The sequence below is a fragment of the Mesotoga infera genome, from assembly GCF_900157305.1.
Lineage (GTDB): Bacteria > Thermotogota > Thermotogae > Petrotogales > Kosmotogaceae > Mesotoga > Mesotoga infera.
On record NZ_LS974202.1, the window covers coordinates 527,207 to 551,248 of the forward strand.

The 24,042-nt window shown below is 51.0% G+C and carries 19 protein-coding genes and 1 pseudogene; 13 read left to right on the forward strand and 7 right to left on the reverse strand.

Annotated elements, in window-relative coordinates; genetic code table 11:
- Positions 1 to 12: 12 nt before the first annotated feature.
- The gene (locus MESINF_RS02485) at positions 13 to 1,749 is read right to left on the reverse strand and encodes an ASKHA domain-containing protein (protein ID WP_169698382.1); all 1,737 of its coding nucleotides are present in this window, start codon (positions 1,747 to 1,749) and stop codon (positions 13 to 15) included.
- A gap of 159 nt (positions 1,750 to 1,908) precedes the next feature.
- Between MESINF_RS02485 and MESINF_RS02490 the strand changes: the two genes are divergently transcribed.
- Positions 1,909 to 2,697 carry a diguanylate cyclase domain-containing protein gene (locus MESINF_RS02490; protein WP_169698383.1) on the forward strand — a complete coding sequence of 263 codons (789 nt, stop codon included), beginning with the start codon at positions 1,909 to 1,911 and terminating at the stop codon, positions 2,695 to 2,697.
- 18 nt (positions 2,698 to 2,715) lie between these two features.
- Positions 2,716 to 3,699: an alpha/beta fold hydrolase gene (locus tag MESINF_RS02495; RefSeq protein ID WP_169698384.1), complete on the forward strand. Its 984-nt coding sequence runs from the start codon at positions 2,716 to 2,718 to the stop codon at positions 3,697 to 3,699.
- On the opposite strand, the gene MESINF_RS02500 is transcribed toward MESINF_RS02495, so the two are convergent.
- Complete coding sequence (locus MESINF_RS02500) at positions 3,676 to 4,095, reverse strand: hypothetical protein (RefSeq protein ID WP_169698385.1); 420 nt, start codon at positions 4,093 to 4,095, stop codon at positions 3,676 to 3,678. The two genes, MESINF_RS02495 and MESINF_RS02500, sit on opposite strands and share 24 nt — an antisense overlap.
- A gap of 299 nt (positions 4,096 to 4,394) precedes the next feature.
- Here MESINF_RS02500 and MESINF_RS02505 point away from each other — a divergent pair, with 299 nt between their 5' ends.
- From MESINF_RS02505 to MESINF_RS02525, 5 genes are all read left to right on the forward strand, one after another.
- Entirely contained in the window at positions 4,395 to 8,360 is a 3,966-nt protein-coding gene (locus MESINF_RS02505) for a DNA-directed RNA polymerase subunit beta (RefSeq protein WP_231936815.1), read from the forward strand.
- Positions 8,357 to 9,262: a hypothetical protein gene (locus tag MESINF_RS02510; RefSeq protein ID WP_169698387.1), complete on the forward strand. Its 906-nt coding sequence runs from the start codon at positions 8,357 to 8,359 to the stop codon at positions 9,260 to 9,262. The genes MESINF_RS02505 and MESINF_RS02510 overlap by 4 nt, the downstream gene beginning before the upstream one ends.
- A gap of 5 nt (positions 9,263 to 9,267) precedes the next feature.
- Positions 9,268 to 10,689 carry a sigma 54-interacting transcriptional regulator gene (locus tag MESINF_RS02515; protein WP_231936816.1) on the forward strand — a complete coding sequence of 474 codons (1,422 nt, stop codon included), beginning with the start codon at positions 9,268 to 9,270 and terminating at the stop codon, positions 10,687 to 10,689.
- A gap of 19 nt (positions 10,690 to 10,708) precedes the next feature.
- Positions 10,709 to 11,488 (forward strand): CRISPR-associated endoribonuclease Cas6, encoded by a 780-nt coding sequence (gene cas6 / locus MESINF_RS02520; protein WP_169698388.1) that lies wholly within the window; start codon positions 10,709 to 10,711, stop codon positions 11,486 to 11,488.
- A 358-nt stretch (positions 11,489 to 11,846) separates the two neighbouring features.
- Positions 11,847 to 13,355 (forward strand): dipeptidase, encoded by a 1,509-nt coding sequence (locus MESINF_RS02525; protein WP_231936817.1) that lies wholly within the window; start codon positions 11,847 to 11,849, stop codon positions 13,353 to 13,355.
- Between the two features lie 198 nt (positions 13,356 to 13,553).
- Here the strand turns inward: MESINF_RS02525 and MESINF_RS02530 are convergent, their stop codons facing one another.
- Positions 13,554 to 13,907: a hypothetical protein gene (locus tag MESINF_RS02530; RefSeq protein ID WP_231936818.1), complete on the reverse strand. Its 354-nt coding sequence runs from the start codon at positions 13,905 to 13,907 to the stop codon at positions 13,554 to 13,556.
- Between the two features lie 99 nt (positions 13,908 to 14,006).
- Between MESINF_RS02530 and MESINF_RS02535 the strand changes: the two genes are divergently transcribed.
- The 5 genes and pseudogenes from MESINF_RS02535 to MESINF_RS13755 all read left to right on the forward strand — a co-directional run bounded on the left by MESINF_RS02535 (position 14,007) and on the right by MESINF_RS13755 (position 18,494).
- Positions 14,007 to 15,044, forward strand: coding sequence for an L-threonylcarbamoyladenylate synthase (locus MESINF_RS02535; protein ID WP_197712698.1), 1,038 nt, complete (start codon positions 14,007 to 14,009; stop codon positions 15,042 to 15,044).
- Between the two features lie 34 nt (positions 15,045 to 15,078).
- The gene (locus MESINF_RS02540; protein WP_169698391.1) at positions 15,079 to 15,801 is read left to right on the forward strand and encodes a glycerophosphodiester phosphodiesterase family protein; all 723 of its coding nucleotides are present in this window, start codon (positions 15,079 to 15,081) and stop codon (positions 15,799 to 15,801) included.
- A gap of 16 nt (positions 15,802 to 15,817) precedes the next feature.
- Positions 15,818 to 16,321, forward strand: coding sequence for a hypothetical protein (locus MESINF_RS02545; RefSeq protein ID WP_231936819.1), 504 nt, complete (start codon positions 15,818 to 15,820; stop codon positions 16,319 to 16,321).
- 27 nt (positions 16,322 to 16,348) lie between these two features.
- Positions 16,349 to 17,038 (forward strand): lipid-binding SYLF domain-containing protein, encoded by a 690-nt coding sequence (locus MESINF_RS02550; RefSeq protein ID WP_169698392.1) that lies wholly within the window; start codon positions 16,349 to 16,351, stop codon positions 17,036 to 17,038.
- A gap of 268 nt (positions 17,039 to 17,306) precedes the next feature.
- Positions 17,307 to 18,494: pseudogene (locus MESINF_RS13755) on the forward strand (MFS transporter).
- Between the two features lie 101 nt (positions 18,495 to 18,595).
- On the opposite strand, the gene MESINF_RS02560 reads toward MESINF_RS13755, so the two are convergent.
- Complete coding sequence (locus tag MESINF_RS02560) at positions 18,596 to 19,123, reverse strand: putative immunity protein (RefSeq protein ID WP_169698393.1); 528 nt, start codon at positions 19,121 to 19,123, stop codon at positions 18,596 to 18,598.
- A 290-nt stretch (positions 19,124 to 19,413) separates the two neighbouring features.
- On the opposite strand from MESINF_RS02560, the gene MESINF_RS02565 reads away from it, so the two are divergent.
- Positions 19,414 to 20,487 carry an NAD(P)H-dependent flavin oxidoreductase gene (locus MESINF_RS02565; RefSeq protein ID WP_169698394.1) on the forward strand — a complete coding sequence of 358 codons (1,074 nt, stop codon included), beginning with the start codon at positions 19,414 to 19,416 and terminating at the stop codon, positions 20,485 to 20,487.
- On the opposite strand, the gene MESINF_RS02570 is transcribed toward MESINF_RS02565, so the two are convergent.
- From MESINF_RS02570 to MESINF_RS02580, 3 genes are all read right to left on the reverse strand, one after another.
- On the reverse strand, positions 20,441 to 21,364 hold the full coding sequence (locus MESINF_RS02570; protein ID WP_169698395.1) for a DMT family transporter: 924 nt from the start codon (positions 21,362 to 21,364) through the stop codon (positions 20,441 to 20,443). The genes MESINF_RS02565 and MESINF_RS02570 overlap by 47 nt on opposite strands.
- 340 nt (positions 21,365 to 21,704) lie before the next feature.
- Positions 21,705 to 23,084 (reverse strand): NADPH-dependent glutamate synthase, encoded by a 1,380-nt coding sequence (gltA, locus tag MESINF_RS02575; protein ID WP_169698396.1) that lies wholly within the window; start codon positions 23,082 to 23,084, stop codon positions 21,705 to 21,707.
- A complete protein-coding gene (locus tag MESINF_RS02580) occupies positions 23,077 to 23,910 on the reverse strand; it encodes a sulfide/dihydroorotate dehydrogenase-like FAD/NAD-binding protein (RefSeq protein WP_169698397.1) in 834 nt (277 codons plus the stop codon). The genes gltA and MESINF_RS02580 overlap by 8 nt, the downstream gene beginning before the upstream one ends.
- Between the last annotated feature and the right edge of the window lie 132 nt (positions 23,911 to 24,042).

The following is a 24,042-nucleotide window of genomic DNA, read 5'->3' on the forward strand; positions in this document are numbered from 1 at the left end:
ATACTCACCTTCTCAAATGTATCCCATACGGTCGATGTACATATTTCTGAACTCATCCAAACTGGAAAGTTCTATATACTTTGAACAGCCAATTATCGCATCGATTTCGGCCAGACTGGATCTGTAAAGAAGAGTAGCGATAGCCCCCCTCAGCGAGGTGTTTCCCTCCACTACTATCTCGCAGTCCAGCCAGGGCGGGAGGATCCCAGTGGTGAAGAGATCTCCGATATCTATCTTGCTCCCGAAACCGCCGGCTATCCTTATTTTCTTCAATCCTCCCTTGTAGAAGCTCTTCAAAAGGACTTCAATCCCCGTTCTCAAAGCGGCCTTGGCCAGCTGGAACTGTCTCAGATCCTTCAGGGTTATGTAAACATCTCCGGAAAGTATGAATCCGTTGCGTTTCTTGTCGAATCTGTCGCGCAACTCCCCAGGCCAGGATTGAAGGTCCGAGAATCTTCCCAACGCTTCTATCATACCGTTCTTCAGAAACAGTGAAACTATGGAAATCAATCCGCTTCCGCATATGCCAGATGGTGAAGTATCTCCTATCGTTTTCAGGGTCAGGCTTTTGTCGAAAGAGACCTTCTCGATAGCCCCGGAGACGTTGCCGACTCCGCACGTGATGTTACCGCCTTCGAAGGCGGGTCCGGCGGCCGTGGAGCAGCACAGTAAGCTCCCTCCCGAAGATATGACTATCTCACCGTTGGTGCCGAGGTCTATCAGCAACTCGTCTTCACGCTCTCTCAAACCGGTGGAGAGGATCCCGGCCACGATGTCTCCTCCCACATAGCCCGAAATCGCAGGAAGGGCCAGAACCTCGGAAAAGGGGCTCAAATCCAGGCCGATCTCCCCGGCTTTCTTCCTCACGATTCCTCCGTAAAAGGGCGAAAAGGGGGCGATGGCGATAGATCTGACCGGAAATCCGAACAGAAGGTGAGTCATCGTCGTGTTCCCGGAAACCACCACCTCGTTTATATCTCCGGGCCGCCTTTCCGATCGCTCGCAGAGAACTTCGATCAGTTTCGAAACGGCCTTCCTGGCCACCGACGAAAGAGTTTTCAGGCCTTCCCGTTCAACGACCGTGTGAGTGATGCGCGAGATGACGTCGTGTCCGAAAGCCCTTTGAGGATTCATCGAGTTCTCTTTCGCGAGTACTTCGCCGCTGTCCAGATCGAGCAGGGCGGTGGCTATAGTGGTCGTACCTATATCGAGAGCGACGCCCAGGTTGGAGCTTCTCCGGCCGTCTATCGCGACCAGCTTCCCTGGCCTCGTGTAGATCGAGATCTCCCCGTCGAGAGAGCCGGTGTAAAAATCCGACAGATCTAGATTCTCCCGGGTATTCTCCACCAGCGTCGATAAAATGTCTCTCTTCACTCCGCCTGAAGGGATCGCGAGGCTTCGCCGCCGTACTAAAGGATCGCACCCTTCAAAAGAGATTTCGTCGATCGTAGCGATGGCTTGAAAGGATCCGGGATCGAGAAATACGTGGCAATCTCCGGTGATTCCGGTCATACAGGCCAGTCTTATACCCGCTTTCAGAGCCTCGCCCAGGATTTCCCGTTCCACCTGGCCGGGTAGGGAAAGCGAAGCGCTCCCTTCAACCCGGACTCTGCACTTGCCGCACTTTCCCGCGCCACCGCAGGGCGTGTCGATGACGATTCCCAGCGCACCGAAAGCCGAAAGCAGGGTCGTTCCGGGAGGAAAATCGCCTTCAAATACATCTTCTCCGGAATGGACAGTCAATCTCAAGGCACACCTCCGCTCTTTCATTACAATCTTACATTCATCTCGCCCGCAGTTCAAATCGATCGGATATGTCGATAAGTATCATTCAGACGCTCCTTTATTGTAGAATAAAACATGCGAAAAACCTTAGTGGGACTGAAGAGTGAGAAGGGGGGGAATCAAGTGGAAAGTGAAACAAACGCGGGTGAGGAACTGGATCTAATGAAATACGCAATAAACAATCTCGACTGTGGATTCATGATATACGACGACAAATCGAACCTGTTGTATGCGAACGATGTTGGAATCGAACTGACAAACAAGTGTGAAGAAAAAATCAAAGATAAGATCAGAGAACTGGTCGCCAGCGAAAAGCCGTTGAGCGGCCGCTTCGAATGCAACCAGAAGGAGCGCGGTGGTAGATCCTTTAGATACATGTTCAAGTCGCTCTCTCTTAAAGAAAGGGATTACTTTTTTCTCCAGATAGAGGATATCACCGACCTGAAGATCGCCGAAAACACGATAGCGCAGCTCGCCCATTATGACGGCGAGACAGGTCTTCCCAACTATATTCTCTTCAGGGATCGCCTCAACATGTCCATATTCAGGGGAAAAAGACATTCTGACCTCTCGATGATTGCCGCGATGGAGATCAAAATCGGCTCCAGAAACGACTCGATTCCGGAGCTGCTTATCATAGATCTGGCCCAGGAGCTTTCGCGGAACATAAGGAAAAGCGATACGCTTTGCAGGTTTTCGAGAAGGGAGTTTCTTCTGCTAGCCGAAGAATTGAAGAGGCCGGAAGACGCGGAAAGTATATTGAAAAAACTGAAAGAAACTTTTGAATCGTGGAAGCGCGATATACCCGGCTGCTCCTTCGACTTGAGTTTCGGCTACTCACTGCTGCCGGTAGATGGAGTCGATCCCGAGACTTTAGTCAGCAAAGCCTTTGGCGCCATTAAAGAGAAGTGATCGAAGGGAGTATATAAATTGAAAATACTTCTAATAGGAGCGGCGGTACTTGCGGTAATTTTACTGGGACCTTTTCTGATACCGGTTCCCGATTTGAAAGGCACCGTTGATCCCTCGCTTCTGGCAGAGGAAGACAGCCTCTTTGTCCGGCTGGAAAACGTGAATGTACACTACAAAGTATCGGGAGAAGGCTTTCCACCAGTTGTGCTTCTCCACGGGTTTGGGGCCAGCACCTTTTCTTGGCGGGAAGTTTTTTCGCCTCTTGCAGACCGATTCACGGTGATGGCCTTCGACAGGCCAGGCTTCGGCCTGACTTCCAGACCGCTCGGAGAGGAGATAAAGGGCTTCAACCCTTACACTCAGGAAAACCAGGTAGAGCTGACGGTGAAGTTGATGGATCACCTTGGGTTCGAAAAGGCTGTACTCATAGGCAATTCGGCCGGCGGCCTGACGGCCCTGGAAATTGCGATCGCACATCCGGAAAGGGTGATCGGCCTGGTGATGGTCGATGCGGCCGTTTACACGAACGACGGCGATAACCTCTTTTTCAAGTTGCTAACCTCGACCCCTCAGGGAAGGCATCTAGGACCGCTTGTTTCGCGTCTTTTTCTCAACGACGCGCGATCGCTACTCGATCTGGCCTGGCATGATCCCTCCAAAATAACTCCGGAGATTCTTGAAGGTTACGAGAAACCCTTGAAAGCAAACGACTGGGACAGGGCTCTCTGGGAGCTGACTCTCGCCAGAAGGAAGTTCGACGTTTCGAAACTGGGAAATATCGATATACCGACCCTCGTTCTCAGCGGGGACGACGATAGAATAGTGCCCGTAGAAGACTCCGTAAGACTCGCACGGGAAATCCCGAACGCGGTGCTGCACATCTTTCCCGACACCGGCCACGTACCTCAAGAGGAAAACCCCCAGGAATTCCTGGAGGTCGTCCTGCCATTCATCGAGAGCTTGAGTTTGATCGAACGGTCAGAAGATCGGAATCCAGATTGAGTAAGGACCGAACAGATGAACGAAGAAGAGAGCCCAGGTAACCAGCATGAGCGAACGGTGAACAGGTCTCCAACTCTTCTTCATCGCCGGTGCGTACTTTCCCAGAAGATAGACTATGAATTGTGCGAGAACGCCAAAAAAGACCAGACTACCACTGTAAATAACGAACCCCCCCGTGGCAAGATAACCGTGGTAAAGGGCCGTCACGAGCAATATGCCTCCGGTGAACGGATGAACCTTTGCCAGAAACTTCATGAGGCCCTTGAAGCCTTCCCAGGGGAAGTTTTGAAGTTTCTTGTTGAATTTTCTGTAAAACCATCGCGTTATGAAGAGCGATGAGTTCAGTACCAAAAGCGAAAAATTGAACCATCCCAGAAACTTTATCCAGCCATACAAATCCGTACACCTCCGTGTTATAGAAAGATCGCCTCCGGCATGACTCCGTAAAGATCCTCCACCATGCCTGTCTTTCTGTACAGCCCTATACGAATAAGATAACAGTTTTTTCCGCTTAAACGGCACGATATGGAGAGTCTCTTCGGAGCGTTCCCTGCATAGAACACAAAATAAGATGCGGAGTATTTATGTCGAAATATAGATGGAATATTTTTTATACCTTCTAGGATATTTCATTTCAAATAGATATAATTATGTTACCGGAAACAGATTCAGTTGATCAGTCGGAGGTCTGTGTAATGAATTCTCTTGCTTTCTCGCTGGAGGAAATTTTCAAAGGAATCGGCAGCTTTCTGAAAGACCGTTACCCCGCTCTCTTTGATACGTATCGTCCGAATCTCGAAGTGATTGAACCACTCGTCGAACCGGAGCATTCCTCTCTGGCCCGCTTTTCCTTCGAACACAAGGGGAGACACGGGATTTGCTTCAAATGTCTCGAACCGGATTCCGGGGGAATATATTACATGAATGGAAACAAGTACTCATCGCCCCTCGTTCTTGTGAGAAAGTCCGGGATCGAAAAGATGAAGGAACTCGATCTGGAAAAACACTTCGCTATCCCGGGATATTTTCTGTCTCTGGCTTTGAAAATGGCCGTTGTATTGAGATATCTTTCCAGGAACGGGGAATCGGTGGATATAGAAAAAGTAAAAGATGCCGCCGAATGTAGATTCAACAGACAGAAAACCGGTGTGGAGTACCACCGGCTGGAGCCAGCGGGGGGAAGCGACGAAAACGAAATAAGCGACCGGAAGGGTGAAGACAGTAACGGCAAGTTCATATGGATAAAAGTCCCGGTGCTTTTTGAACTTCAAGATTCCAACGATCTACTCAAGATATCCGATTTGAGAAAGGTGGTCGTCCCTGGAGATCGCGTGCCAGAATCCATGAGGCTTCCCCATTCATCGCATATCGGAAGGCTCGACCTATTAGAGACACCCGAATCGGAGCAGATCGGAATGACGCTGTTTATGGCCAGCGGGGCTTCCTACGACGCCGAAAAACTCGAGATAATCAAGTCGGAGGAAGGTGTGGAAGGCAATTTCAGCCCTTCTACGAGAATGGTACCTTTCATCATGTATTCAGACGGCGCCAGAGTCACGATGGGCGGGAAGAATCTCAAGCAGGCGGTCAGGGTAGTCGGTAGCGAGAAGCCCCTGATAACTACTCCCATATACGACGAGATCGACATGAACGTGGGTGTCAACGCCCTCGTGGGTTATGCTCTATACAGGGGACTGAACTTCGAGGACGGCATCGTCTGCTCCGAAAGTTTTGCCGAAAAAATGGCGATAGACGAGTTCAAATCAATGACTTTCGGGGATTTCGTTCCCTTGACGCCCGACAGCGAGATCAGAACAGCGGGTAAGTCGAAAGTCATCATCGAGAGCAAAAAGGCCGGAATAAAGGTTGAATACACTTTCAGGTCTGGGGGAAGCGAAGTCAGAAAGACAGACTGGCTCTTCAAAAGAGAGGTATTTCGGAAGAGAGAGGGAGGCTGGTCGAAGATAAAAGGTTCTTACAGCGCTGAATTGTATGGCTCTCTCTATCCCGGAGTGATCCAGTCGAACGCGAGCATCGATCAGATAAGACCAGTAAGGCTTCACAAGCTCACCAAAGGCGGCGGGAAGGAAAAGAACCTTTCCGACACCGGCATGGTCGAAGTGACCGTGAAAGTCCGCATCAATAAACCCTTGGAGGTCGGCGACAAAATCACCGGGCGGCACGGCAACAAGGGAACCATCTCGAAGATCCTGCCAGATAGTGAAATGCCTTTCGTAGAGCTGAATGGACGGAGAAGACCTCTAGACCTTATTTTAAGTCCTTTCGGGGTCATAACCAGAATGAACCTGGGACAGCTCCTGGAGACGCAAAAATCGCTGGAAGGCGCGTATGTGGATGAGCCTTTCAAACCGCTGGACATTGCCGAAAGGCTCAAAGAAAATCAACTCCCGTCAAAGCCGCGGTCTTTCCTCAACTTTCCAGACGGAAAATCCTTCGAAGCTACCGTGGGTTACCAGTACTTTGTAAGACTCGATCATTGCGTGCGGGACAAGCTTCATGTTGTCAGGCAGGCAGAGGTTTCACCCATCACAGGCCAGCCGGTGAAAGGCAAGCGCAGAGACGGTGGTCAGCGGATCGGGGAGATGGAATTCTGGACACTCTTCGATCACAACGCGATTAACACGATAAACGCCTTTTCGGTTACAAACACCGAAGATCCCTCGCGTTTCAAAGAAGATTATTTCTGGGCGTTCAGGACTCTGGTAAACACATACAGGGGCGTAGACCCCCGAACGATAGCCGAACCGTGTTCCATAAGCTTCCAGAAAGCGGGGGAGATAGATGTCGAAGAGAATTGCCCGGGCGACAAGAAAAAAATCGACGCCAGGCAGAAGTTCCTGCACGAAATTCGACCAAAAAACAAAAAGATCCCCGGTTCTGACAAGGATAAGCACGAGAAGAGCAAGAAGCTCGAGAAGCTCGAGAAGAAATACCTGCTCACGAAGAACGGCTATCTGCGAAGGTATATGCTCGGCAGGAGAATTCACTACTCGGCCAGGGCAACTATTACCCCGGTCACGGATATAGATATCGACCACGTTTATCTGCCCCTGGAGATGGCGCTGGAGTGGCTGGAGGAGCTTAAGGAAATGAAGATCGACTCCCCTGAAGAACGTGTCGCCGCGGCCGCCAGGGCGACCAGACTGGCCAGGGAGAAGGGGCTCATGGTTTTGCTGAACCGCCAGCCTTCGCTTCACAAACACAGTATCACCGCCGCAAAGCCTTTGTTCTGGGAGCATAGATCCATTGGTCTGCCGATAATGCTTTGTGAAGGTTTCGGGGCCGATTTCGATGGGGATACCATGGCCGTCTATTTTCCGGTTCAGGGCGAACCCGGCGAGGAACTGGAGAGGATGCTCCCTTCCTTCTCTCCGTACAGAGTAGGCAACGGCGAACTGATATACTCCATCGATCAGGACCTGGTGTACGGAGAGTATGTCCGGTCGGGTCGGAAAAAGCCCGAAGTCAAAAACAATGTCCTCGAGATCGTTCAGAGCTCGAAAAACTTTCCCGCCGAACTCTTGGAATGGCAGAAAAAGACTCTAGATGCGTCGATGAATTCGACATTGAGCATATCTTTCGCCGAGCTCGCGACGCTTTCGGGCAATGCATTGGAGATCAAGGAATCTGGCAGCCGGGGAAAGGAAGAGAACTTTAAGCTGATGCCGGTATTCTCGAAGGGTATGTCGCTCGAGGAATACACGGGCAGGCCGGAGGCCTTCGACCCTATGCTGACTATCGCCGGTCGATCGAGGGCCGGACTGATGGACAAAAAGCTTCACGTCGCCCAGGCCGGTTACTTCACCCGTAAGATGGTGGAGTTTCTTTATCCCCTCCGCATAAGCGAAATCGATTGTGAAACAGAAGAGGGTATTAGAATCGACCGGGCAGATTTCGAAATGTTTGCGCGGTGCGGAGTGGACTTTTCACGCTTCTTACTGGGGAGGTACGTGAAACGGCCGGAAGATGAAGGCTGGAGACTCGTCACCCGGGATGATGTCAAAGAATACGGGGATAGCGATCTTATCGTCAGGAGCCCCGTAACTTGCCGGGCGGTTGACGGCCTTTGCTCCAAATGCTGTGGGTTAGAGTTATCCACGATGCGCGAGCATGAGATTGGAGATTATATAGGCGTGCTGGCCGGGCATACGATAGGCGAGCGCGGCACGCAGCTTTCCATGAAGAATTTCCAGACCGGCTCGAGCGGCTTCAATATGCAAAGAGTGTCGTCGGAATTCTTCAAAAGGATCCGTCCAACGTCCGACCTCAGAAAGAGCAAGAGAAAGGAAGAGAACGAAATAGAGGACGACTATGTGGAATACATAAAGAGGCTGGCGGAAAGATCCGTAGAGGACATAATGGGTGTGAAGCCGAAGGAAGGGCAAAAGGGAACGCCTCTTTTGAAGAGTATAGACGTCAGCTCGATATACTTCGAAATACTTTTCAGGCACATGAAAGATCTGTCGCTCAGGGACGAATCTGGAGTCAAGGAATACCTTTCGAGCCTGGAGCGGGGCTTTTTTTCGGCGCTCTCCTTCGAGCGGGGGAGGGGCGGGATAGAACCTCTCGAAGGCAGGATGATCGCTGAAAGCTCTCCGAAGGCTATATACGCGTTGTTACCGGGTGAGGTGAAGAAATGAGCACTGAAAAAATGAAAACGAAGCAGACCATTCAAACACAGGAAAAAGCAAAAGAAAAAGGCAAAAGAGACGACCGTTCCAAGACACTAGGGAGTCTCAACGATTATCCGGTGGATACTTCGGAAGAAAAAGAACCCATCGATCCGGTGGACGAGGATTCTCTTGAAAGGCCGGAGGCGAACGACGAAGAGACGGCCCTTTCCGATCCTATGACGTCCGACGAGGATGAGGAACTCTTCACTTTCGAGCCAGGCGACGACCAGTACATAGCTCAAAAGAAGGTCTTGATCGAAATAGTCAGGGGCAGCCGTTTCTACTGTCTCAGAAGATACCGCTGGAATTTCTCGTACGAGTCATATCCAAAAGACAAAGAAGAGAGAATGACGTTCTATGGAGAATACGTGAAGAGAGTGGCGACGGTCCTGGAAAACTATCTGAACGGTTTCTACCGGTTTGAAGGGCCGTCGATAGAGGGTCTGTACGGGAGTTTCGCCGCCCATACGCTGGCGGGGAAGAAACGCAAGCAAGAAGCCAACAGGACTCATTTGAAATACATGTTGAAGAGCCACAAAGGCGAGTACATACGTTTCAACTGCTTCACCCTGCCCGGACGCCCGGAAAAGGATTATTATCCCGGGCTCGCCTTCATCATGTTGAGAGTGGCCCTGGGCGATCGAAATGGAGGGGAAAATTTGAAAAAAGAGCTAGAAGAAATAGCTTCGAATACAGACGGGAACATCACTCGATCGGCAGGTATCGAATCTATCATAGAAAAGGCCATCGGAATCAACTCTCGCATCTTTTCCGATGGCTTTCCCGACGAATTCAAGACCGTTGGATCTTTCTACGGATTTCTGTTGAAAAGCGACGGGTTCATGAAACTCTTTGAACGATTGAGGTGATTTTTTTGGCCGGAAAAGTCGAGCTTGTCATCATGGGTAAAGCTTTGACGGAGGAAGATACGGGAGCCCTGAAGAACGTTCTCGAGTCGCTCATCCAGAACAAGGCCGACCTCAGGGACAAAGTGGAGGTATCCGTTAAGGACAGTTATGAAGAAGTCCAGAAAAAGGGCGAAGGACCGAAAGAAGCCGTGAGGATACTTCTGGTTTCAAACGGCTATTGCAAAGCGAATTCGAAGACTATGGAAGGCGAGAAAAATATCTGCGTATTCTTCAAGGACGGTCTCACTCCGGACGTTGTGAGAAACGCTCAAAAGTGTGGAGCCTTCGGCGTCTTCCCCGTCGACCGTTTCTACGGGGAGAAGAAGGAGTACGCGGAGATCGCCAGATTTGAGACAGTTATGAAGAGGGTTATCAGAAATAAGCTGGCGGCATACTATCCGGAAAGCGAGTTCTTCAAAAGAATAGACTGGAAGGTCTCAAAGACGGACGACGCGAGAGACGACTATCTCTCGCTTTTTGCCGATACTTCAAGCCACGAAACCATGGTAAAAGCGAGACAGGTGATTAGAGCCACAAAAAATTATTCCGGCTGCCTCGATAAGTTCCACAGCGGTGTCAGGGACAAGTTGAAGAAGCTGCACGAACTCGAGACATCTGAGAAGCAGAATGTGGAAAAAGAGGCCGTCCACCTGTTGAAAGAAATAGAAAAGCGTTCAAACGAAATGGAAGCCTCTTTCAGAAAGCCGATCACGATACTTCTGACTGGTCCTACCGGCTGCGGAAAGACCCTGCTGGCAGAATACATGGCCAGAGAACTTGGATTTTGCGCTCCGGAGAGATTCGCCAAAATCTCCCTTGTCAACACATCGGAGAACCTCCTGGAGAGCGAATTGTTCGGGACCTTCGAAGGGGCTTTCACCGGCGCGAAGTTCAGGATCGGCAAGATGGTTTCAATGGCCGGGAGCGCCGTGTTCCTCGACGAGATAGGCGAGATAGGGGCGAGTGTCCAGGCGAAGCTCCTGACTTATCTGGACGATTTGCGCGTGATCATAGATGGATACTCCGATCCGCGGGGGGTGAAGATCCCCCTTCTGCTCATAGCGGCGACCAACAGGGACCTTCAAGTGGAAGCAAAGCGCGGCAATTTCAGAAATGATCTCTACCAGCGCTTTTCTTACGAAATAAAAGTGCCGGCCCTGAAGGAAAGGATGTCGGATTTCAGGTATATGCTCAGTTATCTGCTTCAGAAGAAAAATATCGAACAGGGCGCTGGGATTGCGCGCATAAGCCTCAGGGCTATCGAAAAGCTCGAGTCGCACGACTATCCGGGCAATTTCAGAGAACTCGAGCGCGTCGTGAAAACCGCGATTATGAACGCCGAAATGGAAGAAAGGGACATCGTCCTTTCGGAGGACGTGGTTATCTAAATTATCATGGAGGTTTACTTTGAGAGTCAAGTTGAATTTCAGCGGCTTGAAAAATAAAGCTATTCCGCGCGATCATTTCTATCAGCTTTCGGGACTGGTTTACTCGATGATCGAACAGGCAAATCCCGATTATTCTAAGTGGCTTCACGATAAAGGATTCGTCGATGGAAACAAGAGTTTCAAGTTCTTCTGCTTCTCGAGAATAATTCCCGAGCCTGGAGGCTACACCAGGGGCGGGGAGGACGGCGAATTGATCGTATTCACCAAAAACGAAGGTACCCTATACATCTCCTCGCCGGTCAGAGAGTTCATGCAGAATCTCGTGGACTTCCTGCTGATAAACAGAGAGATAAGGGTTCTGAATCATTCGCTGCTTATCGAGAGAGCCTTTGCGACTTCCCAGGAGTTCTCCGACGGCGAAGAGCTTTTCAAATGTATCTCGCCGATCGTATTGTCTACCCGTAGCGAGGAGTACAGCACCCCAACTTACCTTAGGGCTTATCAGGAGCCGGATCTTTTCGACGAATACCTTACTAGAAACGCAAAAGAAAAAATCAAAATCTTCCATGGCATCGAAAGCGACATAGAACTAACGGTAGATAGAGAATACCTGAAGAAAACCGGCCGAAAAAGCAACTTGAGGCTGAAGATCAAAGAAGACACCGAAGTTTTCGGCTCGATGGTGCCCGTCAAAATCAGGGGAAGGAAAGAAGAGATAGGATTCCTGTACCACTGCGGACTGGGCCAGAAGAACTCCCTGGGAATGGGGATGGTCGAACTGGCGGGGAAACGATTCTAAGAATCGATAAACCGATTCCACAGTGTCGTTTCCTGTATGGCTCTCGGGCTCAAACGCTTTAAGATAAACTGTCCACGCTCTGGGACGAAGAACCGGGGGTGTTTTTTTCGCTCTATCCAGGTTCTCCGACCCCCTAATATTAAAGCTTATGTACCAATAATACGAAAAGTTCACTTACCATACCGTCGCTTGCTATAATAACCACCGGGATGGTTCTTCAGGCAGGCGATTCGGCCGCCTTTCGATTTTGGATTACGAACGGGGAAGTAATTCCGAATCTTCTTTTATCTCGACCGGATTTGTCTTGTATAAAACTGAATATGTCTTGTTGAATTGATGGATGCTTTCTTTTCCATCGGTGTTTTCAAACGTTGACTATGAACCAGGCGCACAGAGAGCCGTGTATCCATTCATCGAACCGTATCCGCGTTATGTGGGTAAGGACATGGGTCCGACCTACGATGATCCTAACTATCCACCGACAGAACCTCTTGGTTACATCGACCAGGTCGAACACACCTACGGATACTTCGATGCGGTCTATGGAGTAATCAACGAACACCAGCTCGCGATCGGCGAGTGTACATGTTCGGCCAAAGTCTATGCGCAGCCCAAAGCCGGCCAGTGTATTTTCGACGTTGCCGCTCTTTCCAGAGTAGCCATGGAAAGATGCACGACGGCCAGAGAGGCAATCGAGCTCATGGGCGCGCTGGCCGTAGAGTACGGCTACTACGGCTGGGGCGAAACTCTCACAATAACCGACCCTCAGGAAGCCTGGGTCTTCGAGATCTGTGCGACACCGGACCAGAAGAGCGCTCTCTGGGCGGCCAAGAAAGTTCCTGACGGAGAAGTCTTCGTCGAATCCAACATGTTCAGGATCAGGGAACTCGATCCCAACGATCCCGACATAATGTTCTCCCCGAACCTGATCGAAGTCGCGACGGCGGCCGGCTGGTATGACCCCAGCTCCGGTCCTATCGACTGGATGGCAACCGTCAGCACCGGCGAATACTCCATGCCCTACTACAGTCTCAGAAGGACCTGGAGAGTTCTCGACAGGGTTGCTCCTTCCCTGGAACTTTCTCCGTGGGTAGAAGACAGCTTCACAAAGGCTTACCCGTTCTCGGTTGTTCCCGACAAGAAGCTCTCCGTGGCCGACGTGATCGACCTCTTCAGAGACCACTACGAAGGGACCGAGTTCGACCTGACACAGGGTCTAGCCGCCGGACCGTTCGGCAATCCTAACCGCTATTCTGGCTCGAGCAAACTGATCAAGGGCAGCTGGGAAAGAGCACTCTCGATCTTCAGATGTGAATACGTGTTTGTGTCTCAGGTTAGAGACTGGCTTCCCGATCCTGTCGGTGGAGTGGTATGGTGGGGGCCATCGGCGCCGCACGAATCGATAATCATCCCCATGTACTGTGGTATCACCGACATTCCGGATGCCTACGATACGGGAAGTCTCGAAAAGTTTGACAAAAACATCGCCAACTGGGCGTTGAACTTCATGGGCAATTGGGCCGAGTTGAAGTTCAGCTACATGTACCCGGAAATCAAGGCGCTCCAGCAGAAGATAGAAGGCAAGCTCTTCGCAGTGCAGCCGGCGATAGAAGCGGCTGCGGCACAGCTTTACGAGGTGGACCCCGAACTCTGTAAGGAATTCCTGACAGATTACGTCGCCGGCGTCTCTGACAGAGTAATGGCGGAAGTATGGGAATTCAACGAATACCTGATAACCAAGTACCGCGACGGTTACATCAACATCCCCGATGTCGGAAAGTCTGTTGGTTATCCCGACTGGTGGCTCAAGGAAGTCGGATACGCCGACGGCCATATCTTCGGACCGGACGGTTACAAAGCCAAGTAGATCTCCTCGCCTGCCCCTTCGGTGGGGCGGGCGATTCTTATAAAACAGACGGTAATGCGATTATGATAATCAAGAAAGACATCGCCAGGCCTTTCACCGAAGAAACGATGGCAGAGGGGCTGATTTGAATTCCGTACCGCAATTATCGAAATGGGCTTTCGTAAAGGACCGGCAACGGCGGCGGATAGTTTCGATGACCTACTGGGCGAGCGAAGCCTGGATGATGTTTCTCTTCAGGCCTAGCAAGGGAAGCCTTCTGCCAGTGACCAGCACCTGGTATCTTTTGCCGATTTCGAGAGTCTTGAAGACCTTCGAAGCCGAGTAAATTCCCTGGCTCTCCACGTTCCTCACCGCGAAAACCTCGCCCCCCTCGGCCACAACGGTGAAGTCAAACTTCCCTTCGCGCGAATTGTCTATCTTATCGGCAACGATTATGTAGGTCATGGTCACCGTGCTGTCTCCCCACGTGAAGACCAGGAAAAAGGCCATCGCCACCAGGAGTGTGCCGGCGACGACGATCAGTTCGCCGGATATACTTTTGAATCTTCTCATCATCCAACCTCGCTTTCCCATCGAGAAATATAACATACACAACTGGAAAAGACATGAATGAGATAACGTTGTATTATTTATCGTGAGAGGAGGCTACATGTGCAGACGGAAATGATCAGGCTCGACCCGGAGAACCCGGGGATCGAGGGAATAGAAAAGGCGGCCGGTCTCATAAAGGCCGGTGAACTCGTAGTCTTTCCGACCGAGACCGTGTATGGCCTGGGAGCCAGCGCGTTCGATCCCGGAGCGGTCGAGAAGATATACAGGGCCAAGGGAAGGCCGCAGGACAACCCACTCATAGTCCATGTTTCCTCACTGAAAATGGCCGCAGAATGCACCAGGCAGGATCTGAATCGTTACTCTTCCATACTGAATGTGCTGTGGCCAGGTCCGGTGACACTCGTATTCAAAAAGAGCGAAGCGATCCCGGCACGGGTGACGGCCGGGCTCGACAGCGTCGGTCTGAGGTTTCCTTCGCATCCCGTGGCGATGAGGCTTATCAAGGCGGCCGGCGTACCGATCGCGGCGCCCAGCGCCAATATATCCGGCAGGCCAAGCCCGACCTCCGAGGAACACGTCCTGGAGGACATGAACGGCCGCGTGGGCGGGATAATACTCTCCGGAGACACGCTCTTCGGCCTTGAATCTACGATAGTGGATCTCTCCAGAGATAAGCCGACTCTGCTCAGGCCCGGCCCGGTGGATGCCGAACGACTGGGTGAACTCCTGCCCGGACTCGAGATCCCCGATTTCGTAAGGGTTCGTGAAGAGTACAAAGGCGAGGCGCTCTCGCCCGGCATGAAATACCGCCACTACTCGCCGGAGATTCCCCTGATTTTGATCGAAGGGAGCCCAGGCGCCGTGGTTTCGAGAGCCGGAATCCTAGCTAGAAGGGACAAATCGGTCGTTCTCTGTTCGCAGGAACTGGCCGATTACTACCCCGTGCACGTGAAAAAGGTCGTTCTGGGCTCAAGAAATGATCTCTACGCCGTCGCGTCGGGCCTCTTCAAAGCCCTGCGCGACCGGGACAACCTGAACTACACGCAGATCATCTCGGAGCCTTTCCCCGAAACGGGGATCGGCCTCGCAATAATGAACAGACTGAGGAAAGCGGCCTGGAGAATAGACAGAGTATGAATTATAGCATTCAATTGATCAAATGGAGGTAAACATGCTGGTTCTTGCACACAGGGGAATGGGAAAGGGAAGATACGAAAATACTTTGAAATCCTTCAAAGAAGGGTTGGGCCACGGCGCCCACGGAATAGAGACAGACGTAAGGCTCACCAGGGACGGAGCGGTGATACTCTGCCACGACGCGACTCTGAAGCGTACCATGGGACTTGAAACCGTGGTGGCAGAGCAGACTCTCGGGGAACTTGACTCCATGGGACTGGTCGGCGAAGATGGCCTCACAACGCTTGAGGAGCTTTACAGGACCCTGCCGGACGACAAATACTTCGACGTCGAAATTAAAGCCCCCGAAGCCGTTCCCGGCGTGATTGACATCGTGAGGAAGTTCGACGCCCTCGATAGAACCATGTTCTCATCCTTTCATCACGAATGTCTGGGCGCTTTCAGGAAGGCCTTCGGCGATAAAACCATGATCGCACCCATAATAGACAGAGAAGTGCTTAAGGAAGGAGCCGAAGAGTTTCTGGACGAAACGGTGAAAAGGTACAGACCCTTTGCGCTCAACTTGAACAAAGAGCTTTTCAACTACATGGGGCTCGAAAAGGGAAGGGAAATGCTCGAAAAGTTCCGCGCGGAGGGCGTCAGAATATCGCTCTGGACTCTCAATGATCCCGAGCTGTTCTCGCAGGTGAGGGACGTCTGCGATTACCTGATCACCGACCGTTCGGATATAATGATGCAGTTCTGCCGAAACCATTGATTGGAGGAGTGACCGCGTGAAGAGAATACTCCTGTTTTTTACCGTTTTGCTTTTGATTTTAGCCATGACTTCCTGCGACAAAAAAACTCCGGAAAACACCGGGAGCGTCTCGCTGTCAAAAGGAGAGATACTCTCGCTACTGGGTATAGAAGAGGAAGAGATAGTCTTCTCGAAAGTCGAACTCGACCTGCCGGGCAAGCCGCTTCTGACGATAGCGGCTTACGACAAAGAGTCGCGGGAGCTTTTCTCCAGAGACTTCTCACCACGCGAGATCAAGGGGGGCTACATCACGGTTGCGGTTCTGAAATCGCCTATTATAAACGCCCTCAGGTTCCTCTACGCGGTCACGGACAGCAACGGTGTACAGGAAGCGTATGTACAGGATCTTCCTTACTACCAGTACCAGAAGGTCGAAATAGATAAGGCCCAGTTTTCGAAAATAGCTTCAAAAGGGGAGTTCAAAATACTGTCGGCCAGTTTCGGACAGGGCCAGCAGAATATATATCTCAGAGTCAAGTGAGAACCCGCTCAAAAAAGGAGGTTTCAGATGAGAAAAATCTTACTGGTGGTGATAATCTTGGCTTCGTTCACGGCTTTCGGGGCAAGCATCCCGAGAGACAGGATACAAAAAGGACTCGATGTGATCGTAGAATTGTCCGGCACGGAGGACAGCGGCTCCTTCGTCGAATTGCTGCGCAAATCAAACGGTATAGTGATATACCCGGATATGGTGAAGGCGGCGCTCGGCTTTGGAGGCCAGTACGGCGAGGGCTTCCTCCTGCGCAGGGACGAGCAAGGCAGGTGGTACGGCCCGCTCTTCCTCAAGCTATACGGTATAAGCTACGGCTTTCAGGCCGGGGTGCAGAAAAGCGGTCTGGTGCTGGTGGTGATGAACAAGCAGGGGATCGAAGGCTTCCTTGGAAACAACATAACGCTGGGAGGCAGCGCCTCCGTATCGGCCGGCCCGACTGGAAAGACGCTTGCGGCCGACACCGATTATAAGCTAGAAGCGGCCATCTATTCCTATTCGGTCAGCAACGGCCTCTTCGCCGGCATTTCACTCGGTGGCTCGATCATAAGGCAAGACTCCGACACCAACAGGGAGTACTTCGGCCAGAGCCTGACACCCCGGGAAATAATAGACACGCCCGCTCTGGGAAAGGAGATCGAAGAGCTGACCGCCTACCTCGACGGACTCATAAACCCCGCCGGTGGCGAAAACCCGACCATAGAGTGATAAATAGAGAAGACGGCAGTACCTGTGCGGCCGGTCTGAATTCCGGCTTCGCTCTATCTTGTAGTGTTCCCGATGAGAACCGTCGTCGGTGGTAGCGACACCATAGTTCGGAGTTAAAAAAGGTTCCGGTAAACATTTCCATACTGTAAAGTTGAATAGAGTTTCTTGAAGCGAAACCCGACGAGTCGGTCGCTTCGTATCGACGGATAGATTCACGCACGCCGCAGGATATCGTGTGGCATGACCATCCGGGTTTGAGAGGGTTCGAATGTTTTCTTTGTTGTTGGTCGTAATCTACATCTCTTTTATCAGCCTTGGCTTGCCGGATTCACTGTTGGGCTCCGCCTGGCCTGTGATGAGGACCGCGTTCAATGTTCCTCTGTCGTTTGCGGGTATAGTCTCCATGATTATCGCCGGCGGGACGATTTTCTCGAGCCTCATGTCCGATCGTCTGACACGAAAACTCGGAACGGGACTTGTCACGGCTATCAGCGTTGGAATGACCGCACTGGCACTGTTCGGATTTTCAGCGTCCAATTCTTTTGTGACCATTTGCCTGTGGGCAATACCTTACGGTCTCGGCGCGGGAGCCGTCGATGCGGCGCTAAACAACTACGTAGCCCTGCATTATGCCTCCAGACACATGAGCTGGCTCCATTGCTTCTGGGGGGTTGGCACCTCCATCAGCCCGTACATCATGGGTTATTTCCTCGGAACGAAGTTTGGCTGGCAGGGAGGCTACAGAGCGGTCTCGGTAATTCAGATCGTGTTGACGATCGCGCTCTTTTCGAGCCTGAAATTGTGGAGGAATAAAAAAGCCGGAACAGACGGAAGCGGAAAGGTTTCCAAACCATTGAGCGTTTTTCAGGCAGTTAGAATCAGGGGCGTTCCGTTCATCCTAATCGCTTTTTTCGGATACTGTGCGCTCGAGACGACGACGGGACTCTGAGCGAGCAGTTATCTCGTCGAGCATCGCAAAGTCGGGGTGGAGACCGCAGCAATGTTTGCCTCACTATTCTATCTGGGGATAACATTCGGCCGATTCTTGAATGGATTCGTTGCAGACAGATTCGGAGACAGAAAGCTGATCCGTTATGGCGTTACCGCCATGATAGTTGGCGTGAGCATGGTCGGTATTCCCCTGAAAACAGATGTACTCGCCCTGGCGGGTTTGATCGTGATCGGTCTGGGTTGCGCGCCTGTCTATCCCTCGATAATACACGCGACTCCGTCGAACTTCGGAAGGGAGAATTCGCAGGCGATTATAGGCATTCAGATGGCTAGCGCTTATTGTGGCACCACTTTTATGCCGCCGCTGTTCGGTCTCATAGCGAACAATTCGAGCATAGCTATATATCCGCTATACCTAGCGCTGCTGGCGGCCCTGATACTTATCATGACCGAGAGTCTGAATCGAATCCTCGGCCAGCGACCGGAGAAGGATACGAAAATTTAGGAAAATCCCAACGGTGAGAAAAAGAACGAATACGCACATACGCCCAGCCGTGAGCGTTCACCTCCCGCCCCGGGCGCGAGCCGGTGCTCTATAGCTTTCATTCAACGCTTCCAGTCGATTTTCGCAGGGTTCGTCTCGTTTTCAATCGACACTTCGCGCAGCGCGTCAAGCATACGTTCGCATTCTTCGGCGGCCCGCCGCTCCAGCCGTTCCCGGGGCGCGTCCACTCCGAGCGCATCGCAGGCAACCGCTAACGCCCCATAAAGAGCCAGTCCGATACAGTGCCTCGCCGAATGCACGGTCGAAGCGCTCTGACCTATAGCTCTCGCCGCGCTTCGGGCGACGGGTTTGTTTTCGGCTTCTCTGGCGGCCGCGTGGCACTGAAGGATTGCCTTCCTCGCCTCCGGCAGCTTTATCTTTCCCGACAACCACTCCCGGGCTGCTTTCAAAGCGTTTTGGGGACGCGGGTCGTCCGGATAATGCTTACCCCAAAGGGGCAATAGAACTCGCTCCGAATAATCAACCGCCCAATTGGCAAGCGTCGATTTGCTCTGCGTTTCTATCAATTTCACGAGTGACCGGATATACGGTGCATCCCAGTCGGTGAACATTCTCCTCGCCTTCGACATACTCCCCCTCCGGTTGGAGGTAAGAAGATCAAGATCCAAGGGTCTCCTCACCCCTGTCCTCTATTTTACGAAAAAGCTGGAAAAGAAGCTCCGGAACGAAGGACTATAGACGGCTCTTCCCGCTCTTTCCAAGGACGGCCCTTACCGTTCTTAACAGACCCTAGACTCCACACTCCAGACCCCATTCTTCTGAGCAATCGAAACGGGAAACTGACAAAGAGCTAACCCATTTAAGAGGTTTTACAGTTAGAATCTATAGTCCAATCTTATTTGACTAGAAGGAGAGAGAGATGGGTATTTTAAAAATAAAGAGTCACGAACCGGTACTGCCCCTGATACAGGGAGGAATGGCCGTTGGTATTTCTCTCGACGGTCTCTCCGCAGCGGTCGCTTCCGTCGGAGGTGTCGGTACGATCGGCACAGCCGGGATCGGTATGACAATAGAAGGGTACGCCAAAAACTTCAAACAGGCCAGTAAGGAAGGATTGAAAAATGTGATAAAGAAAGCTCGCAGTAAAACCGATGGCCTTCTCGGTGTGAATATTATGGTTGCCCTTACCAATTACCAGGATATGGTCGTAACGGCGCTGAAGGAGAAGATAGACATGATAATCTCCGGTGCCGGATTGCCTCTGGATCTGCCTTCTTATCTGGAGGAAGGCTCGAAAACGGCGATAATACCTATAGTCTCTTCGCTGAAATCGGCGAAGGTGATTCTTAAAAGATGGTTCGGAAAGTTCCGCTACATTCCAGACGCTTTCATCGTAGAGGGCCCGAAGGCCGGCGGACATTTAGGCTACAGAGTCGAAGACCTTCAATCGCAGGAGTTTTCACTTGCCAGAACCATTCCACAGGTACGCCAACTGACAGAAGAGATAAAGCGCGAGTACGGAAAGGACGTACCGGTCATCGCCGCGGGCGGCATATTCGAACGCAAAGACGTTCAGGAGATGTTCGAACTTGGGGCAACGGGCGTACAGGTAGGAACGGCCTTCATCGCAACACGCGAATGCGATGCCGATATCAGATTCAAACAGGCTCTGATAGAGGCGAAAAAAGAGGACATCGTTATAATCAAAAGTCCCGTCGGTATGCCCGGAAGAGCGATCAGAAATAAATTTTTGGTCGATGTGGAGGCCGGAAACAAGAAGCCCTTCAAATGCGTCTATCATTGCATAAAGACCTGCAATTTCAGAGAGACCCCCTACTGCATAGCACAGGCTTTAATGAACGCATGCAGAGGCGACCTGGAAAACGGTTTCGTATTTTCGGGCACCGAAGGCTACAGGACAAAGGAAATAACAACAGTAAAAGATGTCATCGAGCGTCTTTTTGGGACGGATCCGCTGAGTCCTCACCGATAGTCACGATGATGGCCTTTCTCGAACCTGATGAAGGAAAGGCAGAGATTATACAGCGCACCGTGACTATCACGAAGACTATACAGCCGCCAATCAGAGCCAGTGGGCCCGGGACCTCACCTATGAGAAGAAAGACCCAGAATGGATTCAATATCGGCTCTATGCCTGATATGAGAACCGATTCAAGCGCCGTTACATATTTTATTGCTCTCGAGTAGAGTACATAAGGAATTCCCAGCTGCAAAATTCCCATGACCAAAAGGATCAACCAATCGAAGGCATCAGGTACCCCTGAAGCGATGAAGGGTATCCCTATAACGGCTGTCAAGAGATTCCCAAGGAGTACAGATTCCATTGGAGAGCCATCTTTCTGCATTCTCATAAAGACCGTGAAAAGTGCGAAGCAAACGCCGCTGCCTATGGCGAGTATGTTGCCGAGCACTCCTCTTGGATCGAGCTTGTCTAGGAAGAAGAGAAACATACCTCCGAAGACGATCGAGATGGTTATCCAGTCGAAGAACTTTACCCTCTCTTTGAGAATCCAGGCACCCATTATTGCAACGTAGATCGGAGAGGTGAACTGAAGAAGGATCGCATTGGCCGAAGTAGTCAGTTTGGTTGCGCTCACGAATAGAAAGACCAGACCGACATACGAAAGCGCAGCTCCTATCTGGGGAATCGACAAGTTGAATTTGGGCTTTCTGTTCGCGGCAAAGATAATCACCGCGGCTATTGCACTTCTAACACCGGCTATGGCAAGAGGGTGTGCGTTCACGTTCTTTATGAATAACCCTCCGGTACTCCAGAGCGCCGAGGCGATCAACATAAGAAGTATCGATTTCGACTTTTCCGAATATACTCTCTTCGAATCTCCGGCCATTATATTATCTCCTACCGCCCGGGTGCCACTCTCAAAGGCTTTCAGTACCCGCCTGGAAGATTATAGCACCGTATCCGATAAGGCGTGAGCCGGTGAATGACTCAACGGTACATACCACATGTGAAGTTTCAATCTATATAGTACCGACATCACTGGAGTGCTGGAGCGCTCCAGTCAGAATATCCATATCAGAAAAGTTGAGGATGTCTGGCAAAAAAAGGTCGAGAAGAAAATATCTCCTTCGAGAGGCGGAAACGAAAAATCGTATCGAATTTTTCCATTATATGAACGACCGCTTCATATATGTGTGGAAGAATTCTGTTTCGATGATGACCCTGGCTCAGACGCCAGCCAGATACTTCAGTATAGCTTTGGCAGATCTCTTTCCCGCACCCATGGCTTCGATAACGGTAGCGGCTCCGGTCACTATGTCTCCCCCGGCGAAGACTTTCGGGAGGTTGGTTCTGCCTGTTTCCTCGTCCGCCTGTATAGATCCCCATTTGTTGAGCTGGACAGAGGAGAACCCTGCTTTGAGGACCGCGTTGGGTGTCTGACCGATTGCCTCGATCACCATATCCACTTCCATGGTGAATTCGGAATTCTCCAGCTGCACGGGGCGCCTTCTGCCGGATGAATCGGGTTCTCCCAGCGTCATTTTGACACACTTCATTGCTACAACGTTGTTGTTTGCATCTCCCAAATACTCCACAGGAAGGGTCAGGCAGTGGAGCTTGATCCCCTCTTCCATGGCGTGATGGTACTCTTCAAGCCTGGCGGGCATCTCTTCCTCGCTGCGTCTATAAACAATATGGACTTCCTTGGCGCCGAGTCTCCTCGCCGTCCTTGCGGCGTCCATCGTTACGTTACCGGCACCTATCACCGCGACACGATCCTTTATCTTCACAGGAGTATCGTACTTTGGAAAGAGGTAGGCCTTCATCAGATTGACTCTAGTGAGAAATTCCGAGGCCGAAAATATGTTGTTCAAATTCGTTCCGGGGATTCCCATGAACCTCGGTGCCCCGGCCCCGATGCCTATGAAAACGGCGTCGTAATCATTCACGAGTTCTTCAAAAGGAACTGTTCGTCCTACAATCTCGTTGAATCTGAACTCCACACCCATTTCCTGTACAAATTGCACTTCGTTTGAAACTATCTTCTTCGGAAGCCTGAACTCGGGAATTCCGTACACGAGAACGCCGCCTGCGGTATGAAAGGCTTCGAACACTGTTACGGAAACTCCTTCCTTTGCCAGATCGGCCGCGACGGTCAGTCCTGCCGGACCGGCTCCAATGACTGCTACTTTTTTATGAATCGATGGTTTGACAACGCTTTCAATTGGTATTTCCAGGTCGGCGACAAATCTCTCCAACCTTCCGATGGCAACGGCATCGCCTCCGGGTACCCTTCCGAGAATACATCTTGCCTCGCACTGTTTCTCCTGTGGACAGACCCTTCCACAGACCGCCGGAAGATTGTTGTCGCCCTTGAGTATCATGGCGCTATCTTTGTACCTTTCTTCTCTGAGTGCCTTTATGAAACCAGGAATGTTTATTCCAACCGGACAGCCGCTTACGCAAGGTTGATTCTTGCACTGGAGGCATCTGGCAGCTTCTTTCAAAGCTTCTTCTTTGCTGTATCCCAGTGCCACTTCTTCGAAGCATCCGATTCTTTGGATAGGATCGAGCTCTCTCATCTTAGTCTTATTTTTTTCAGGCATTCTTACCACCCATTTCTTTCAAATAATCTTCCATTGCCCGTTTTTCTTCTTCTCTGTACTGGTATTGTCTTTTGATCAATTCATCCCATTTGACCTTTCTTCCATCGAACTCAGGTCCGTGCACGCAGGTGAATTTGACCTCTTCCCCTACCTCTGCTCTACAGGCTCCGCACATACCCGTGCCATCAACCATTATCGGGTTTAGCGATACCCAGCACAGAGTATTGTTTTCGGCCGCCATGAGTGATACGAATTTCATCATTACCATGGGTCCAATGGCCCAAATAACTTCGACTTTCTCTTTTTTCAAGACTTTCTGCAACGCGACTGTGACCGTTCCTTTGATTCCTTCCGAACCATCGTCGGTAGTGATGTACAGCTCATCCAGATGAGGAAGGAATTCATCTTTCATGATCAGCAACTCTTTTTTCGCAGCTCCAAGGATACCAATCACTCTGTTACCGGCCTCTTTAAGCGCTTTGGCGATTGGAAAGAGAGGCGCTATTCCGACGCCTCCACCGATTACACAAACAGTCCCGAAGCGATCAATCTCGCTCGGGTTACCAAGGGGTCCTACTATGTCGGCAATAGTCTCTCCGGGCTTGACGGCACATAGCTTATACGTGCTTTTCCCGATGGTCTTTATGATAACTCTTAATCTCCCTTCGGCTGTCGAAACGATAGTTAAGGGTATTCTCTCACTGAACTCGTCTAGCCTTAAAATAAGGAACTGTCCTGGTTTTGCCCTTTTATGGATATTGGGATGTTCAAGCCAGATATCGAATGTATCTGGAGCAATAGCCTCTCTAGAGATAACTTTGTACATCTCATCACCTCAAAAGTATGATAACAGAATTATTCTTGAGATATTCTGAAGGATATATGAAAGTAAGTATCACAAATCAAATTGAGATAGTGTTTTATAGGAGGAAACAGCTTCGGCGCGACAACTTACAAT

What these genes read in the sequence shown, in the direction of transcription:
- MESINF_RS02550 (WP_169698392.1), top strand. Translation starts at nt 16,349, where the DNA reads ATGAGAAAAATCTTACTGGTGGTGATAATCTTGGCTTCGTTCACGGCT.
- MESINF_RS02570 (WP_169698395.1), bottom strand. Translation starts at nt 21,364, where the DNA reads ATGGCCGGAGATTCGAAGAGAGTATATTCGGAAAAGTCGAAATCGATA.
- MESINF_RS02510 (WP_169698387.1), top strand. Translation starts at nt 8,357, where the DNA reads ATGAGCACTGAAAAAATGAAAACGAAGCAGACCATTCAAACACAGGAA.
- MESINF_RS02530 (WP_231936818.1), bottom strand. Translation starts at nt 13,907, where the DNA reads ATGAGAAGATTCAAAAGTATATCCGGCGAACTGATCGTCGTCGCCGGC.
- MESINF_RS02505 (WP_231936815.1), top strand. Translation starts at nt 4,395, where the DNA reads ATGAATTCTCTTGCTTTCTCGCTGGAGGAAATTTTCAAAGGAATCGGC.
- MESINF_RS02580 (WP_169698397.1), bottom strand. Translation starts at nt 23,910, where the DNA reads ATGTACAAAGTTATCTCTAGAGAGGCTATTGCTCCAGATACATTCGAT.
- gltA (WP_169698396.1), bottom strand. Translation starts at nt 23,084, where the DNA reads ATGCCTGAAAAAAATAAGACTAAGATGAGAGAGCTCGATCCTATCCAA.
- MESINF_RS02560 (WP_169698393.1), bottom strand. Translation starts at nt 19,123, where the DNA reads ATGTCGAAGGCGAGGAGAATGTTCACCGACTGGGATGCACCGTATATC.
- MESINF_RS02540 (WP_169698391.1), top strand. Translation starts at nt 15,079, where the DNA reads ATGCTGGTTCTTGCACACAGGGGAATGGGAAAGGGAAGATACGAAAAT.
- MESINF_RS02565 (WP_169698394.1), top strand. Translation starts at nt 19,414, where the DNA reads ATGGGTATTTTAAAAATAAAGAGTCACGAACCGGTACTGCCCCTGATA.